This window comes from Spirosoma knui, from assembly GCF_054780635.1.
The window spans coordinates 38,420-54,382 of sequence record NZ_BAAGVY010000022.1; the positions used below are offsets into that span (position 1 = coordinate 38,420).

Genomic DNA, 15,963 nt, shown 5'->3' on the forward strand with positions numbered 1-15,963 from the left:
TTTGCATTAGTTGAACTGGCGGGAAACCACATTCCGAAGGGTTGTCAGCAAACGCTTCGCTTCGCGGGCGGTAGCCAGCGCATGTGGCCCGAAAAGCAGGCTGTGCAGCACCAAAACCGCGACATCCGCCGGATACCGCAGGCATTGCGTAAGCAGCAGGGCTACGGGGAAAAAGATGCTGTAATACTCATCGAACACGATCCGCTGGTTGGGGTCGAGGATAACCGGCCACAGTCGCCAGAAGCGAACACGTAATGCTTCCAGCCCCCCATAAAAGACCAGGAACAGAACGGGCATTGCCTGCCCCAGCTCTGCCAGCATCACCCCAAAGGCAAGCACCTCCACCGGAAACGCAACCCAGGCTCCCAGCCGATGAGACCGGTGCCACCCCCACCGGCTCACGAGGGTCCGCACGCCAGCTCGATTGTCAGCGGACGCATCCCCCAACTGATGTTTAAGAATATTCCGAATGCCGCAGGCTATTGACCAACTGCAAACGGCTAGCCACCAGGTCAGCGGTACGGGCTGGTTCGCCCAGTGCTCGACTAGCGAGACGATCAGCAGTTGCGGAAACACATGAGCCCCCAGGGCATCGGCCAAAACGCCCGCCAGACCCCGTATTTTGAGCCGGAACGGAGCGAGCGAGTAAAGCGAATACGCGACCCAGCTGCCCAGATACAGCAGTCCACTCAAGGGAGTTAACCGCCAGAAATAAAGCGTGAATCCAAGGCCGGCTGCCAGGCAGAGCCCTAACAGGACTTGCACGAACAGCAGCGACTTATCGACCAGTCGGTTCCTTTTTCCCGCCATTCGGTCATCCGTCCGATCGGTCCAGTCGTTGAGTACGCTGACGTATACCGCTCCGATCGTCAGGGCCAGAACCAGCAGCAGAAAGTCCGTAATTAATGGCCAGAGCGGCTGATTTAGCACCCCCACGGTAGCGTAACCAACAGCCAGCAAAGGTGCCATCTTATACCCCCACCATTCCCCAGCGCGCGCAACCGAAATAGCCCCTTGGCTACGCTGTAGGATGCGCTTACGAATAGGCAGTTGGGGATGGGACATAAACATCAGGTAGGCAGACGTGAAACAAAAGTAACCTGTTTTTTTATTTACGGAAGACCGGGCCACTAGTAGAGATTGGCCTGTTTCCATAAAATCCGGCCTGATAATTGACTGAACAAGCCCGTATGCGTACCCTAGCCCTCCAACTAACCAGTTTACTGAAACAAACGACAATCGGTAACCTCGCCCGCCGGTTGATCAGGAAAACGATACGCGTGGTTTCCGGAAGAATAAACCGGTTGAGGCCGAAGAAGCCTATTTACCCGTCGATCGCTGCGCCTGTTACGAACGAAGTGGAAGCTTACTATGATCAGGAAACCGATTCGTACCTGAAGACATACGGAAAAATAATTCAGTCGGCCCGCCCGGCTTCCGATGATGATCTGATCGCTTATTTTGCGAACAGTATGGGCATTCGCGATGGGATGCACCTGCTGGATGCGGGTTGTGGGGTTTGTGGCCCGGCGGTGGGCCTGGCGAAACTCCATAAAATCACCCTTGAAGCCATTACCATTAGTGACGTTCAGGTTCGGAAGGCCCGGCAATACGTAGCGGAGAACCAGCTTGAGCAGTCGATTTACGTATCGAAAGCGGATTACGCCAATCTGGCGGAACTGTATCCACCCGGCAACTTTGATCTGGTTTTTTTTCTGGAAACGCTAGGCTATGCCAACGACGTTGGTGCCGTGCTAAACGCGGTGACAACCGTGCTTAAACCCGGCGGGTCCGTGTATATAAAAGACTTTTTTCTGGTGCCCATTCTGGAAGACGATAAGCGGGCCGTGCAGCAGACGTACACCGAATCGATCCGCAGGGAGTACCTGTATCGGATTCCGAATCTTACCGATCTTATCGATACGTTACGGGAGATGGGCTTATTTCTCGAATTTATACGGCCCATGGCGATCACCGAAGATTTTACGCGGGCCGCTCTGTTTGAGACTGTAAATACCGCTCATTCTGTCTACACGAAAACGATGCACACCCCGTTCCAGCTTTTTGAATCGCTGGAATTGAAATTCAGAAAAGTGTATCCGTAACTCTAGTGTAGCTCATCAACCACCGATCCCGTGCTCAAACTGCTCACCATTATCGGCGCCCGACCACAGATCATTAAATCGGCCGCGATCAGTAGAGTCATAAAAAACGAGTATGCCGATTGTGTTCGAGAAGTAATCGTTCATACGGGGCAGCATTACGACCCGTCCATGTCGGCGGTATTTTTTAGTGAGCTACACCTCCCCGAACCTGACTATAATCTTCAGGTTGGCTCCGATAGCCACGGTGTTCAAACGGCCCGCATGATTATCGGTATCGAAGAGGTTATTCAGGCCGAAAAGCCTGATTGCCTTATTATTTACGGCGACACAAATTCGACGCTTGCGGGGGCCATTGCAGCCGCCAAACTGCACGTTCCCATCGTGCACGTTGAAGCGGGGTTACGCTCGTTTAACAAGCAGATGCCGGAAGAAATAAATCGGATTCTGGCGGATCATGTTTCCACGTTTTTGTTCACCCCCACACAAACGGGCTACACCAATTTGCTTAGCGAAGGGTTTCGTATCGATGCGCAGCCGCCCTATACGGTCGATAATCCGGGGCTATTTCAGGTCGGTGACGTCATGTATGACAATAGCCTGTACTTTTCAGCAATAGCCGCTGAACAATCGACCATTCTGCACGAAAACCAACTTGAGCCGAACCGCTACGTACTGGTAACCATCCATCGAAATGCGAATACAGATCAGGCTGATCGGTTGAACGCCATTTTTACGGCTCTACAGCTCCTGACTACCAGCTATGGGGCCAAACTGGTGATACCAGTCCATCCGCGCACTGCAAAGCAGATGGCGGCCCACCTGGAACCGAAGCTTTACCAGAGCATTCTATCAAATCCGGCGATTGTACTTCTGTCACCCGTCTCGTTTCTGGATATGATCTGTCTGGAGCAACACGCCAAACTAGTAATAACCGATTCGGGGGGCGTGCAAAAAGAAGCATATTTCTTTAACAAATACTGTTTGGTTCTGCGGGCCGAAACAGAATGGGTCGAACTCGTGGCGCAGGGAGCTGCCAAGCTCTGCGACGCCGATCCAGACAAGATTGTGGCGGGGTTTGTGGCTTATTACCAGGCTGATAACGTAATGTTTCCGGCTTTGTACGGCGATGGGCAGGCCGCTCGAAAAATTATTGATATCCTTATCCAATCGGTTTAGTTAAATTCTTCGTAGGTATCTTCTAGTTTATAATACATGCATATTATAAATTTGGTGTTTTTTTATACACTTTACCTGCAAGCTGATATTACTATGCCTTGGTTTGTACTATACACGAAGTCAAATACAGAGAAGCGCGTGGCGGAGGGTCTTCGGCAGCGAAACGTAACTGTGTATTGCCCTATTATAAAGGAGAAGCGGAAATGGTCGGACCGGACGAAGCTGATAGAAAAGCCGCTGTTCAGATCGTACTGTTTCGTGCATGTCGATGAAAAAGACCGCAACCGGGTGTTTGGCGTGGCTGGGGTAGTAGGGTACCTCTATTGGCTGCAAAAGCCGGCCATCGTCAGGGAAGAGGAGATCGACGTAATCAAAAAACTTCTCAACGATTTTGACCACCAGGCCATTCAGGTTCAGCAGTACAACGTATCGGATAAGGTACGTATTGGTTCCGGCTTGTTTATGGAGCAGGAAGGTCAGGTTGTAGCACAACAAGGTAAAAAGCTGGTGTTACGTATCGAATCACTGGGGGTGAGTATTTCCGTCGATACAGGCAGAACTCTTATCGATAAATTAGGAAAACCACTACGTTCTTAATTCCTAGAATTACTGCCGGTATAGGGCAGTAAGGCACGGTTTGTGGTAGAGCAGTAAAGCATTCGTCTGTTTACACACCTAGTTAGTTTTGAGCGTTGAGGGTTAATCAGATTTGTTACCGGATTTTGTTAATTTCCGTTGGTCTTGTGCTGGGCAGCCTGGACGGAAACGCACAGACTATCGGCAATAAGACGCAGTATCGCGTAGAGGCTGGCCTGTTTCTGGCAACGGCGGAGACTAATCCATTTTGGGTACGTTCCAATCAATACGGCGAGGTTCCGCTGGAGTCGCCGGGGTTTACCGTGCGGGCTCAGGCAACTGGCAATTTTGCCCCGCTAGCTGACAAAAAAATCTCGTATGGGTACGGAGTTCGGGGCGTATTAAACGCAGGGGCAACAAATCAGTTTTTGCTCTCGGAGGCTTACGGCAAGGTTTGCTACGGCGCTTTTGAATTTTACGCGGGCCGACGGCGCGAAGTCTTCGGGCTTGCCGATTCCGCATTGAGCGCGGGTTCGTATATCTGGTCGGGGAATGCCCTGCCGATGCCGAAACTACAGCTTTCTATCCCGACCTATACACCGATACTCAAAAATGGCCTGCTTGCCATTCGGGGCAATTACGCGCATGGCTGGTTTGGGCGGTCGGATTCAGTGGCCAATTATTACCTGCACCAGAAAAGCTTCTACGTGCGAATTGGCAAACCCGACTGGCGCATCAAGATTCAGGCCGGTTTTAACCACCAGGTGCAGTGGGGGGGCACTGTATTGTATCCCCGGTTTGACAGTGGCGTACGGATCACCCAGTTTGGATCAGACTGGCAGTCGTACGTGTTTGTGGTTACGGGTAAGTCGCTCTATGAACTCGATACGCTGACCATCAGCAATAACGCAGCCTCGGCCGAAGGCGGAAACCGGGTTGGAAATCACCTGGGCACCTTCGACCTGGGAATTGACTACGAAGACGAGCAAAACCACTGGTTCATCTATCGGCAGTCGATTTACGAAGCAGGCGCTTTATTTTATCTCAACAACATTGCCGACGGCCTGACCGGTTTATCCCTGACTCGCAAACAGGCGAAGCAGGGCATTCAGCGGATTGTGCTCGAATACCTGCATACGTCGAATCAGGGCGGGCCCCTTCCATCGGGAAGGGCGGGTGGGACGCCCCAACTGCGGGGGTACGAAGATTATTTCAATAATGGCCGGTACATTGATGGTTGGGTGTATAAACGCCAGACGATCGGTACGCCGTTTATTATGCCACTTAACTATACCACTGGCTTACCCCAGAATCTGGCTAAAAATCCTCATTACATCGTTAACAACCGCGTCAATGCGCTCACGCTGGGCGTCCAAAGCCGGTACGGAGCGCTTGATCTGCTGACCCGAATTTCGCTCAGCAATAATTTAGGGAACTACAGTACGTCGTTAAGCTATACCCAGTTGTCTATTCAGCAGCAGCTTATGTTTACCATCAAGGAAAATCGACTGACGGCTACTATTGGCTACGATGGAGCCGGGGTTCTCAAACAAACTGTTGGTATCAGTCTGCTCGCGAGTCGGAATTTTTAATCGTTGTTTCATTCATGCCCGTATTTCGTGAACTAATTATACGTACCCTGTTGCTGCTTTTGGCCGGATCAGCGCTCTTGCCGACTACGGTTTGCGGGCAATTTAGTTCACGGCCTGTATTAGCGGAGATACGGGCTGGTGCCGAAGGGAACATAACACGGTCAGTTCGAACAGATTCGTATAGTGAGCCGGATTCCCTCTGGACGAAACGGAGTTTTTTCTCGACGGCGGTCATTCAGCACGGTAACCGGTTGAGTCGACGTTCCATTAGTCAATTGCTAAGTGAGAATAGTCAGGCTCAGGCATTCTACCAACGGGGGCAGTTACTGAAGCCAATCGGGCCCCTGTTGGGCGTATCTGGGATAGTTGTCAGTTATATAGCTCTGAAAGGTACCCAAAAAACTGCCTATGCCAGAGGGGTTGGTACGCCCGCTAACCCAAGCCCTCCGGACGTACTGGTTGCGTATACCAGCCGGAGTTTGCCTGCGTTGCTGGGTGGCGTAGGCTTGTTAGTTAGCGGCTTGTGTCTGATCGAAATTTCAAACGGATTAACGGCCAAATCAATTAATGTCTACAATGCCAGCGTCTTGTCGAATCGACCCACTTCGGGCTTGCAAGCCGTAAGACTGGGCGTGACAACCGCTGGAAACATTGGCCTTGAAGCCAGTTTCTAAGCTGCCAAATCTTACGCTGTACCGCAGTGGCATGTTATAAACCCAATCCCTGAGAAAGCTGAGGCCCTTTTCCACAGAGTCATTCGTTTGACATAACGCGCTGGCATACAGGTCAACTTGCAAAAGATTAGCTGCCCGCTTAACGGTGCCATTTGGCACCGTTAAGCGGGCAGATTTATTACAATACATTAATACTCGTTCGAGGTAAGTATTGGGAGCTTCTTATGCTCCCTTGCTCAAGCGCTGTTGTACCCCTCCCGACCTCCCCTCGAAGGGGAGGAGCAGAACTAAACTAGCTTGCAAGAAAACTCTTCCCCTTCGAGGGGAGGTTGGGAAGGGTACAACACAGGCTATGTTTCGGTTAAAGAACTTACCTGATTTAGTCACAGGCCATTTTCATACTAACCTCAGTACCTATCCCTCCTGATCTTAACAGAACGTGTTGTCCGGAAGGCCACAATGCATGAGGCCAGAACAACAGGCGCTTTTTGCTCCTAGGCACACTCAACACATAGCACATTAAGCTATTCGGATAAATTATTGTATTATATTAAGTGATTGGTTAGTTAAAACGCTTTAGTGCTCTACACACTTAGTACGTTTCTAATATCTTCTAATTTTCCTCTCATACGGTTCTAATGTCACCGGCTTGTTTTGTATCACTAAACACAAATACAAGCTATGCAACGTCGGTATTTTCCCTCGATTTTGCTTTACAGTTTTGGACTCGCACTGGCGCTCTCGCTAGTGTTCAATGGCTTTCTGCTGTATGAGCAAAGCCACCAGCGAAGCATTTATGAATTTGATCTAAGCAGTTCAGGCCATACCGTAGATAATATGGTCTGGCAACAGCAGCTTTCGGATTGCCAACGGGCTAATCTACAGAAGGACAGTGTAATCTATCGATTGGAGCAGGCACCTAACGCTCCTCCTGGTCAGGAAGTCACCGTTCAGCGTACCGCTTCAAAATAATAATATCCAACAGTACAAACCCCTTATAATCAAGCCATGTCACTTAAGATTCTTATGAATAGAATCCTCATCCTCCTGAGCGTATGTGCCCTAGCGGGCAACATTGGCTGCTCAACGAAGGCCGAAGAACAGAAAGAAGAAGAGGTCCAGTTCCAGGTTACGAGTCCGTTGATAAAAGATACAACGGCGGTTAAAGAGTATGTGTCTCAAGTCCATTCCATTCAGCACATTGAAGTAAGGGCTTTAGAAAAGGGCTACCTGCAAAAGATTTTTGTGGACGAAGGCCAGTATGTTCAGAAAGGACAACTGATGTTTCAGATCATGCCTGTAGTCTACAATGCTGAGCTGCAAAAATCGCAGGCAGAAGCCAACTACGTGGGTATCGAATATCAGAACACGAAACGCCTGGCCGATAGCAACATCGTATCCAAAAATGAACTGGCGCTGGCGAAGGCCAAGTTCGACAAGGCAAACGCTGAGGTCTCGCTGGCTAAAACGCATTTGCAGTTTACCCAGATACGGGCCCCGTTCAGCGGTATCATGGATCACTTCCAGGTTCGGTTGGGTAGTCTGGTCGACGAAGGCGATCTGCTGACGACACTGTCGGACAACAGCAAAATGTGGGTGTATTTCAACGTACCGGAAGCCGAATACCTCGACTTCAAAACGCGCACCCAGAAAGATAACCAGACGCACGTGAACCTGATGATGGCGAATAACGAACTGTTCCCATATCCCGGCATCGTACAAACCATTGAGGCTGATTTCAACAACGAAACCGGGAACATCGCCTTCCGGGCTACGTTCCCGAATCCGAAAGGTCTCCTGCGTCACGGCGAAACAGGTAACGTCCGGATGACGGTACCGCTTAAACATGCTTTGATTATTCCGCAGAAAGCCACTTTCGAAGTGCTGGAAAAGAAGTACGTGTACGTAGTGGACAAGAACAACGTAATCCGGTCGAGAGAGATCAGCATTGCAGCCGAAATGCCCCACATTTTCGTCGTGAAAAGCGGGCTTAGTAAAAACGATCGAATTCTGCTGGAAGGCTTACGGCAGGTGAAAGAAAACGAAAAGATACACGCCAAATTCGTTCAGCCTGAGGATGTTGTCTCGCATCTGAGTCTATACGCCGAATAAGTTAATCATCTAAACATCGGACGGCGCGGTTGAACCACCGTGCGGAAATCCCGCGCCGAAACAGCAGTATATATGTTCAGTAAATTCATACGCAGACCCGTATTCGCTATCGTAATATCGGTCATGATCGTCTTTGTGGGAATACTGGCTATCACCCGGTTGCCGATCTCACAGTTCCCCGATATTGCCCCCACCACGGTCAATATATTCATTGCGTATCCCGGTTCCAGTGCCGACGTACTGGTTAAATCCACGCTGATTACGCTGGAACAGGCGATCAACGGGGTTCAGGATATGCGCTACATCGCGACCGATGCCACCAGCGCCGGTGAAGCAACCCTCCGTATCATATTTGAGCCCGGTACTGACCCCAACGACGCCGTTATCAGGGTAAAGACCAGGGTGGACCAGGTAATGCCGCTGCTGCCCGAACTGGTTCAGCGCGAAGGGGTTATCATTACACCAGTTCAGCCCAGTATGTTGATGTATGTCAACCTCTATTCGAAGGAAAAGAGCATTGACGAAAAATTTCTGTTCAACTACGCTACGGTGAAAATGATCCCGGAGATCCAGCGGACCAAAGGGGTAGCCCGGGCGCAGATCTTGGGTAGTCGGCGCTATGCCATGCGGATCTGGTTAAATCCCGAGCGCATGCGGGCCTATAACATCTCCACCGAAGAGGTGATGAAAGCCATCGGGGAACAGAGTATCATCGGTCGGCCCGGTCGGATCGGTCAAAGCTCCGGTATCGCGGCTCAGTCGCTGGAGTACGTACTTACCTATAAAGGCCGGTATAACAAGCCCGAAGAATACGAAGGGATTATTATCCGGGCAAACTCAGCCGGGGAAAGCATACACCTGAGGGATATTGCCAAGGTTGAATTAGGCAGCGAATTCTTTGATATCTATTCCAACCTGGATGGTCATGCGTCGGCCGCTATTGTCTTACGGCAGAACTACGGCAGTAATGCTAGTGACGTTATTGCCGAAGTGAAAAAGAAGCTTGAAGTCATGAAAGGCTCTTTTCCGCCGGGCGTTGATTACAAAATCAGCTATGACGTGTCTCAGTTCCTGGATGCGTCGATCGAGCAGGTAATCCATACGCTGCGCGATGCGTTCATCCTCGTAGCCTTTGTGGTGTTCATCTTCCTGGGCGACTGGCGGTCTACGCTGATCCCGATCCTGGCGGTTCCGGTATCCCTGATCGGAGCGTTTTTTGTGATTCAGTTCTTCGGAATATCCATCAACCTGATTACGCTCTTCGCCCTCGTACTGGCCATTGGTATCGTGGTCGATGACGCCATTGTGGTGGTGGAAGCCGTGCACGCCAAGATGGAAGAAGAGCCGCATCTGACACCCTTCGGCGCGGTTAAGAAAGTGCTGGGTGAGATCAGCGGGGCCATTATCGCCATCACCGCCGTCATGGTATCGGTGTTCCTGCCGATCTCATTTATGTCGGGGCCGGTCGGTACGTTCTATCGGCAGTTCTCCATCACCATGGCCAGTTCCATTGTGATTTCGGCCCTGATCGCTTTGACGCTTACGCCCGTGTTGTGCGCCATGCTGCTGAAAAACCACCATGGACACGCCCGGAAGAAGAACCTGCTCACCAAAGCGCTCGACAGTTTCAACCGGGGATTCGATAAAATGACGGGTCGCTACGTAGGGCTGTTGAAAATAATCGTTAGCCGACGCTTCGTTACGTTCGCCATCCTGATCGCTTTCTGTCTGGGAACCGTATTGGTGAATAAAATACTGCCAGCGGGCTTTATTCCGAATGAAGACCAGAGCACGATTTACGCCATTATTCAAACGCCACCGGGCTCTACGCTCGAAAAAACTAACGAAGTGTCTCGCCGACTTCAGCGGATATGTGAAGAGGTGCCCGGCATTGAATCGGTCTCTTCGCTGGCCGGTTACGAGATCATGACGGAAGGTCGGGGCTCCAATGCCGGTACGTGTCTCATCAACCTGAAACCCTGGTCGGAACGCGATCATAATGTGAAGGAGATCATGGAAGAGCTGGAGGAAAAGTCGAAAAATCTGGGCGCTACCGTTGAGTATTTTGAACCACCAGCCATCCCCGGCTTTGGTACGTCGGGTGGGTTCTCCATGCGTTTGTTGGACAAAACAACCGACACGGACTACCGGGAGTTCGATAAAATCAACAAGGAGTTCATGGATAATCTGGGCAAGCGGAAAGAGCTTACGGGCTTGTTTACCTTCTTTGCCGCGAACTATCCGCAGTACGAACTGGAGATCGACAATAAGCTGGCCATGCAAAAAGGCGTATCGATCGGAAAGGCGATGGATAACCTCAACATCATGATCGGTAGTACGTACGAACAAGGGTTTATCAAGTATAACCAGTTCTTTAAGGTATACGTACAGTCTGATCCTAGCTTCAGACGGCTTCCCTCTGATCTGCTAAAGCTGTTTGTGAAAAATGATGAAGGAGAAATGGTGCCGTATTCGGCCTTCATGAAGTTGAAGAAAGGGCAGGGACCCAACGAAATTACCCGCTTCAACCTGTATAATTCGGCGGCCATTCAGGGGCTTCCGGCTAAAGGCTATACCACGGCCGATGCCATCCAGGCCGTACGGGAAGTGGCTGCCAAGACGTTGCCGAAAGGATATGACATCGCTTTCGAGGGTCTTTCCTACGACGAAGCGGGCCGGGGGAATGAAGCTCTTTACGTGTTCCTGATTGTCTTGGCCTTCGTGTACTTTGTGCTGGCCGCTCAGTACGAAAGCTTTATCATTCCGCTGGCCGTGGTGTTCTCCCTGCCAGTAGGGGTATTTGGTTCGTTCCTGGTGCTCAAGATGATGGGGCTGGAAAACAACATCTACGCTCAGATCGGGCTCATCATGCTGGTTGGTCTGTTGGGTAAAAACGCCGTCTTGATCGTCGAGTTTGCCGTGCAGAAGCGACAGCAGGGCGAAACGATTCTGAATGCGGCCATCGAAGGCGCGAAAGTTCGTTTCCGTCCGATTCTGATGACTTCATTCGCCTTCGTGGCCGGTCTGATCCCGTTGATTATTGCCACGGGGGCCGGTGCCATTGGGAACCGTACGATCGGCGCGTCTGCGCTGGGAGGCATGCTGTTCGGTACCATTTTCGGGGTCATCATCATCCCCGGCCTGTACTACATCTTTGGTACGTTGGCCGATGGTCGGAAGATGATCCAAGACGAAGAAGATGATTCGCTGTCCGACAATCTGGTTCACCAGTTAGATACGTTTCCCGTAATCGAAGAAGAAAGTACGAACCATGTTTAGAAAACTCATATCAATAGGACTGGGCCGCGTCGTTGTACCGATTGCCTGCATGACGTTCGCCATAACGTCATGCAAAACCCCGGCATTGGTTGGACGGACCGAGAACCGAACCGTTCCTACAAGTTATAACGCAGTTCAGGATACCGTTAACTCGGGTAAACTTAAGTGGCGGGAATTTTTCACTGATCCATACCTGGCTGCCCTGATCGATACGGCCCTAAGCAACAACCAGGAGCTGAACATTACGTTGCAGGAGATTCAGGTCGCCCAAAACGAAATCAGAGCCCGGACCGGGGAGTACCTGCCGTTTGTAAATCTGGAAGCGGGCGCGGGCGTCGACAAGGTTGGCCGGTATACGCGGCCAGGGGCGATTGAAGAAAGTACGGAGATCGCACCCGGTAAGCGTTTCCCAAATCCACTACCCGATTTTTTGCTGGCCGCCCGCGTATCCTGGCAGGTCGATATCTGGAATAAGCTGCACAACGCAAAACGAGCTGCGGCAGTCCGGTATCTGTCCAGCATCGAGGGACGGAACTTCACGGTCACGAACCTGGTTGCCGAAATCGCTAATTCCTATTACGAACTGCTGGGACTCGATACGCAACTGGATATTGTCAGAAAGAATATTGACATTCAGACCAATGCCTTATCCATCGTTCGGATCGAGAAGGAATCGGCTAAAGTGACAGAACTGGCGGTACGTCGGTTTGAAGCGCAGGTGTTACGTACCCAAAGCCTTCAATACGACATTCAGCAGCGAATCACCGAAACGGAAAACCGAATCAATTTCCTGGTGGGTCGCTTTCCGCAACGCGTTCAACGGAGTTCGCAGGATTTCAATGCGTTAGTGCCCGAAGCCATGCACGCCGGTATTCCCTCGCAACTGTTGCAGAACCGGCCTGACATCCGGCGGGCCGAACGCGACCTGGAAGCCGCCAGGCTGGACGTGCAGGTGGCTCGGGCCAACTTCCTGCCTTCGCTGGACCTTTCTGCCGCCGTCGGATTTAACTCGTATAATCCTGTCCAGTTGTTAACGCCCGAATCTTTTCTGTATTCGTTGATTGGGGGCTTAACCCGGCCGCTGGTCAACCGGAATGCGATCAAGTCACTGTATTACAGTGCCAATGCCCGGCAGATTCAGGCGGTTTATAACTACGAACGGACCATATTAAACGCTTACATCGAAGTAGCCAACCAGTTGGCCAGCATCAACAACCTGCAAAAGAGCTATGATCTAAAAGCCCGGCAGGTGGACGCCCTGATTCAGTCGACAAACATTTCGAATACGCTGTTCAAATCGGCCCGGGCGGATTATATGGAAGTTCTGTTAACGCAACGCGACGCGCTAGAATCACGGTTCGATCTCGTCGAAACGAAAATGCAGCAACTGAATGCCATGGTGAATACGTACCGGGCATTGGGTGGCGGCTGGAATTAACAAGGGAATCGAATAGCTGAAAGACCTTCTTTAAACGGATTTGCTGACTAGGGCAGCCCGTTCGAAGAGGGTCTTTTTTGGGCTGTCGAAAGCAGAAATCGTGGCTGAAATTCGATGAATAGACTACTAGTACGTATGTCGCTGTCGAACTTACCACAGCATAGAAGGGACATCCGTCAGTAAGCCGATGAGCACAGCCAGTAGGAACAAGCCAGCCATGAGCCATAGCAAATAATCGGGACGCCGGGAGGACTGAGACCGTGAAGAGGGCTCGCTATGTTCAGGTTTATCAATGAGTTGTGCCATGGTTCAAAACTAGGCCTGAGTGCTTAGATACGCCTAAGGAGCGGCTTAGAATTTGCTTAAAATAGGTCGCTGCGCGGTAGTTCAATCCGAAATATTGTTGGCTCATTCGCCGACGAACTGACAGTGAGTCGACCCTGGTGCAGGCGGATAATTTGCTTGACCAGCGAAAGCCCCACGCCATAGCCCCGGACGTCGGCGGTTTGCCGGGACCGGTAGAAGGGTTCAAAAATGTAAGGCAAATCTTCGGCTGGAATCGACTCGCCGTTGTTACGGACGCTGATGCAGGCCACTTTATCCTCGAACGTAACGTCAATGAACGCCTGACTGTCGGACGAAAACTTGCAGGCGTTCTCGGTCAGGTTTTTCAGGGCAGTTCGGAGCAAGGCCCCATTGCCGGGTACTGTCAACTGGTCGAAATCGTCGGGCAGCTCACCGAGGTCAACCTTTACGGTATAGCGGGGATTGATGGTATTTATCTCATCGCGAACATCCCAAACAATCTCGTCTAAACGCACCAGATCCGTCAGCAGGCCCGCAGCATCGGCTGCGTTGACCTGGGAGAGCTGAAGGAGTTCACGCGTCAGGGTCGACAAATTGCCTACATCTTCGAGGACCGAGCGAATCGTCTGCTGGTACGATTCGGGTTCGCGACGGTTAAGCAGGCTTACCTCCAACTGCGAACTGATCTGGGTGAGCGGGTTTTTCAACTCGTGCGATACGTTGGCCACGAACATGCGCTGCAACCGAAACGACTCTTCAATGCGGTCGAGGAGTCGGTTGATGGTCGCCGATAACCGGCTGATCTCGTCGTTCTCCTCACTGACGCGCAGCCGCTCGTGTAACGTACGCGGAAAAATGTCACTCAACTGTTCTTCGATTTGTTGCATCGGTTGCAAGGCGTCACCGGCGTAGAGCCGCCCGGCAAAGGCTACGATCGCACAGATCGCCAGAAAGAGCAGCCCAAACGTAACGAGCAGGGTGCGCAGAAATTCATCGCCATATACGTTCCGGGCGCTGGCAATCACTACGTAGGTACCAGTGGGCAATTTATAGCGAATGCCGGATACGTAGTACCGCTGCCACCTGAAATCGCGTAGCTCCTTACGCCGGACTGCATCCAGTTCGCGGGCGGGCATACCAAGCGTTATGGCATCGTTGGTGGTAAAAATGGGCGTGTTCCGAATGTTATATACGGTTATTTTTTGATCGGGCAGTTGATCTTTCCGTAAGCGGCTCATTCTTCGCAGCAGTTGAGGTTCCATCCGTTGCCGTAGGAAGAGTTCGCCGTAGGTATGCGCTTTTCGGTCGAGCCGATGGTAAAAATCCGAGGAGATGTAATACCAGCAGAAGCCGTAAATACTGGCGAAGGTCAACGCGAGGATAGCCGACACCAGGCCCGTAAACCGTAACGTTAACCGTGAGCGGATGGTCATAGATCGAAGAAGCGGGGCTGTATGGTTACTCTTCTTTCAGCACGTAGCCCATGCCAAACAGCGTATGGATTAGTTTCGTCGGAAAGTCTTTGTCCACTTTTTTGCGGAGGTAGTTAATGTAGACTTCAACGACGTTGGTACCTGTATCGAAATTAATGTCCCAGACGTGTTCGGCAATTTCGGGCTTCGATAAAACCCGTCCCTGATTGCGCAGGAGGTATTCCAGCAGGGCAAACTCGCGGGCGGTCAATTCAACGACCTGCCCGGCCCGGGTAACACTTTTCGTGTCCAGGTTCATTTCCAGATCGCTGTAGCGCAGCGTCTGAGAGGTCATGGACACCTGCATTCCACGTTTGGTCAGGGAACGGATGCGGGCCAGGAGTTCGGCAAACTGAAATGGCTTGGTCAGGTACTGGTCAGCCCCTGAATCGAAACCCACAATTCGGTCGTCGCTTTCGCCGAGGGCCGTTAACAACAGGATCGGCGTCGTTACGCCCGCGGCCCGCAGCTGTCGGCACAGTTCGTAGCCGTTCAGGCCGGGTAAGATAACGTCGGTGATAATGGCCGCGTAATTGTTCTTAAGGGCCAGCCGCTTGGCGATCAGGCCGTCGTAGGCAATATCTACATCAAACCGACTTTCTTCTAAACCCTGCTGAATGGCTTGTAAGGTTTTCGGCTCATCTTCAACGACTAACAGTTTCATTATAATGATAAGTTAAGACTCCGGCCGCTAACACGCCGACGGACCTGTTTCTGATACCCATAACCGACAGGCCTCGCTGGTCTGATATACTGGTTCTGGGTAGCATGTATCACAAACTTTGCTTCTGGTAAATGGTTGACTATAGAGAACGTATTGATGAGGCAATACGCCGTCCAACTATAAACTCAACCGGTATGCGCCCGTTCCTGTTTCTTCTTGCCAGTCTGTATACATCCGTCTGTTTCGCCCAGAACGATTCGACCAAACAAACCCAGGGTCCTGCCCAGACGCAGGTCTTGATTCCAGGCATCGATTCGCCGGTCTCTTCGCCAGGGGCGCTGATGCAATCGTCGCCCCGTCCGAACGCCGTACCGGCAGCGCAGCCTGCCCAGCGCAAAGGGAAAGTCAGAACGGCTCCGCCCAGTGACCCCCGCGCCTTCGGCGTTGGCATACCGGTAGGCAAACCCAAAAAAGATACGCTGCGACGCTGACCCGCCCGGCCGATGAGCCGAACCGTACCACTGGCCTGAGAAATGACTCCGGTTAGACTCCGCACGTATTAAAACGCT

General features: G+C 51.5%; 14 protein-coding genes. 10 read left to right on the plus strand and 4 right to left on the minus strand.

Going from position 1 to position 15,963, the window contains the following annotated elements; genetic code table 11:
- Nucleotides 1–6: 6 nt before the first annotated feature.
- Nucleotides 7–1,065 carry a UbiA family prenyltransferase gene (locus ACYVIY_RS27770; protein WP_460979907.1) on the minus strand — a complete coding sequence of 353 codons (1,059 nt, stop codon included), beginning with the start codon at nucleotides 1,063–1,065 and terminating at the stop codon, nucleotides 7–9.
- A gap of 125 nt (nucleotides 1,066–1,190) precedes the next feature.
- Here ACYVIY_RS27770 and ACYVIY_RS27775 point away from each other — a divergent pair, with 125 nt between their 5' ends.
- The 9 genes from ACYVIY_RS27775 to ACYVIY_RS27815 all read left to right on the plus strand — a co-directional run bounded on the left by ACYVIY_RS27775 (nucleotide 1,191) and on the right by ACYVIY_RS27815 (nucleotide 12,952).
- Nucleotides 1,191–2,105, plus strand: coding sequence for an SAM-dependent methyltransferase (locus ACYVIY_RS27775; protein WP_460979908.1), 915 nt, complete (start codon nucleotides 1,191–1,193; stop codon nucleotides 2,103–2,105).
- A gap of 30 nt (nucleotides 2,106–2,135) precedes the next feature.
- The gene (gene wecB, locus ACYVIY_RS27780) at nucleotides 2,136–3,281 is read left to right on the plus strand and encodes a non-hydrolyzing UDP-N-acetylglucosamine 2-epimerase (protein WP_460979909.1); all 1,146 of its coding nucleotides are present in this window, start codon (nucleotides 2,136–2,138) and stop codon (nucleotides 3,279–3,281) included.
- 93 nt (nucleotides 3,282–3,374) lie between these two features.
- Nucleotides 3,375–3,878, plus strand: coding sequence for a UpxY family transcription antiterminator (locus ACYVIY_RS27785; protein WP_460979910.1), 504 nt, complete (start codon nucleotides 3,375–3,377; stop codon nucleotides 3,876–3,878).
- 125 nt (nucleotides 3,879–4,003) lie between these two features.
- Nucleotides 4,004–5,449 (plus strand): capsule assembly Wzi family protein, encoded by a 1,446-nt coding sequence (locus ACYVIY_RS27790; RefSeq protein ID WP_460979911.1) that lies wholly within the window; start codon nucleotides 4,004–4,006, stop codon nucleotides 5,447–5,449.
- Between the two features lie 14 nt (nucleotides 5,450–5,463).
- Entirely contained in the window at nucleotides 5,464–6,123 is a 660-nt protein-coding gene (locus ACYVIY_RS27795) for a hypothetical protein (protein ID WP_460979912.1), read from the plus strand.
- A 681-nt stretch (nucleotides 6,124–6,804) separates the two neighbouring features.
- Nucleotides 6,805–7,095: a hypothetical protein gene (locus tag ACYVIY_RS27800; RefSeq protein ID WP_460979913.1), complete on the plus strand. Its 291-nt coding sequence runs from the start codon at nucleotides 6,805–6,807 to the stop codon at nucleotides 7,093–7,095.
- A 54-nt stretch (nucleotides 7,096–7,149) separates the two neighbouring features.
- Nucleotides 7,150–8,235 carry an efflux RND transporter periplasmic adaptor subunit gene (locus tag ACYVIY_RS27805; protein WP_460979915.1) on the plus strand — a complete coding sequence of 362 codons (1,086 nt, stop codon included), beginning with the start codon at nucleotides 7,150–7,152 and terminating at the stop codon, nucleotides 8,233–8,235.
- 72 nt (nucleotides 8,236–8,307) lie between these two features.
- Complete coding sequence (locus tag ACYVIY_RS27810) at nucleotides 8,308–11,514, plus strand: efflux RND transporter permease subunit (RefSeq protein ID WP_460979916.1); 3,207 nt, start codon at nucleotides 8,308–8,310, stop codon at nucleotides 11,512–11,514.
- A complete protein-coding gene (locus ACYVIY_RS27815) occupies nucleotides 11,507–12,952 on the plus strand; it encodes a TolC family protein (RefSeq protein WP_460979917.1) in 1,446 nt (481 codons plus the stop codon). The genes ACYVIY_RS27810 and ACYVIY_RS27815 overlap by 8 nt, the downstream gene beginning before the upstream one ends.
- A gap of 150 nt (nucleotides 12,953–13,102) precedes the next feature.
- On the opposite strand, the gene ACYVIY_RS27820 is transcribed toward ACYVIY_RS27815, so the two are convergent.
- The 3 genes from ACYVIY_RS27820 to ACYVIY_RS27830 are packed head-to-tail and all read right to left on the minus strand — an operon-like array spanning nucleotide 13,103 to nucleotide 15,394.
- A complete protein-coding gene (locus ACYVIY_RS27820) occupies nucleotides 13,103–13,258 on the minus strand; it encodes a hypothetical protein (protein ID WP_460979918.1) in 156 nt (51 codons plus the stop codon).
- A 56-nt stretch (nucleotides 13,259–13,314) separates the two neighbouring features.
- Nucleotides 13,315–14,691 carry a sensor histidine kinase gene (locus tag ACYVIY_RS27825; RefSeq protein ID WP_460979919.1) on the minus strand — a complete coding sequence of 459 codons (1,377 nt, stop codon included), beginning with the start codon at nucleotides 14,689–14,691 and terminating at the stop codon, nucleotides 13,315–13,317.
- Nucleotides 14,692–14,716: 25 nt separating this feature from the next.
- Nucleotides 14,717–15,394 (minus strand): response regulator, encoded by a 678-nt coding sequence (locus tag ACYVIY_RS27830; RefSeq protein WP_460979920.1) that lies wholly within the window; start codon nucleotides 15,392–15,394, stop codon nucleotides 14,717–14,719.
- A 194-nt stretch (nucleotides 15,395–15,588) separates the two neighbouring features.
- Here ACYVIY_RS27830 and ACYVIY_RS27835 point away from each other — a divergent pair, with 194 nt between their 5' ends.
- Nucleotides 15,589–15,885, plus strand: coding sequence for a hypothetical protein (locus ACYVIY_RS27835; protein WP_460979921.1), 297 nt, complete (start codon nucleotides 15,589–15,591; stop codon nucleotides 15,883–15,885).
- Nucleotides 15,886–15,963: the final 78 nt, after the last annotated feature.

Coding starts and splice junctions, on each gene's coding strand:
- ACYVIY_RS27770 (WP_460979907.1), bottom strand. CDS start 1,065: ATGTCCCATCCCCAACTGCCTATTCGTAAGCGCATCCTACAGCGTAGC.
- ACYVIY_RS27775 (WP_460979908.1), top strand. CDS start 1,191: ATGCGTACCCTAGCCCTCCAACTAACCAGTTTACTGAAACAAACGACA.
- ACYVIY_RS27785 (WP_460979910.1), top strand. CDS start 3,375: ATGCCTTGGTTTGTACTATACACGAAGTCAAATACAGAGAAGCGCGTG.
- ACYVIY_RS27795 (WP_460979912.1), top strand. CDS start 5,464: ATGCCCGTATTTCGTGAACTAATTATACGTACCCTGTTGCTGCTTTTG.
- ACYVIY_RS27800 (WP_460979913.1), top strand. CDS start 6,805: ATGCAACGTCGGTATTTTCCCTCGATTTTGCTTTACAGTTTTGGACTC.
- ACYVIY_RS27805 (WP_460979915.1), top strand. CDS start 7,150: ATGAATAGAATCCTCATCCTCCTGAGCGTATGTGCCCTAGCGGGCAAC.
- ACYVIY_RS27810 (WP_460979916.1), top strand. CDS start 8,308: ATGTTCAGTAAATTCATACGCAGACCCGTATTCGCTATCGTAATATCG.
- ACYVIY_RS27815 (WP_460979917.1), top strand. CDS start 11,507: ATGTTTAGAAAACTCATATCAATAGGACTGGGCCGCGTCGTTGTACCG.
- ACYVIY_RS27820 (WP_460979918.1), bottom strand. CDS start 13,258: ATGGCACAACTCATTGATAAACCTGAACATAGCGAGCCCTCTTCACGG.
- ACYVIY_RS27825 (WP_460979919.1), bottom strand. CDS start 14,691: ATGACCATCCGCTCACGGTTAACGTTACGGTTTACGGGCCTGGTGTCG.
- ACYVIY_RS27830 (WP_460979920.1), bottom strand. CDS start 15,394: ATGAAACTGTTAGTCGTTGAAGATGAGCCGAAAACCTTACAAGCCATT.
- ACYVIY_RS27835 (WP_460979921.1), top strand. CDS start 15,589: ATGCGCCCGTTCCTGTTTCTTCTTGCCAGTCTGTATACATCCGTCTGT.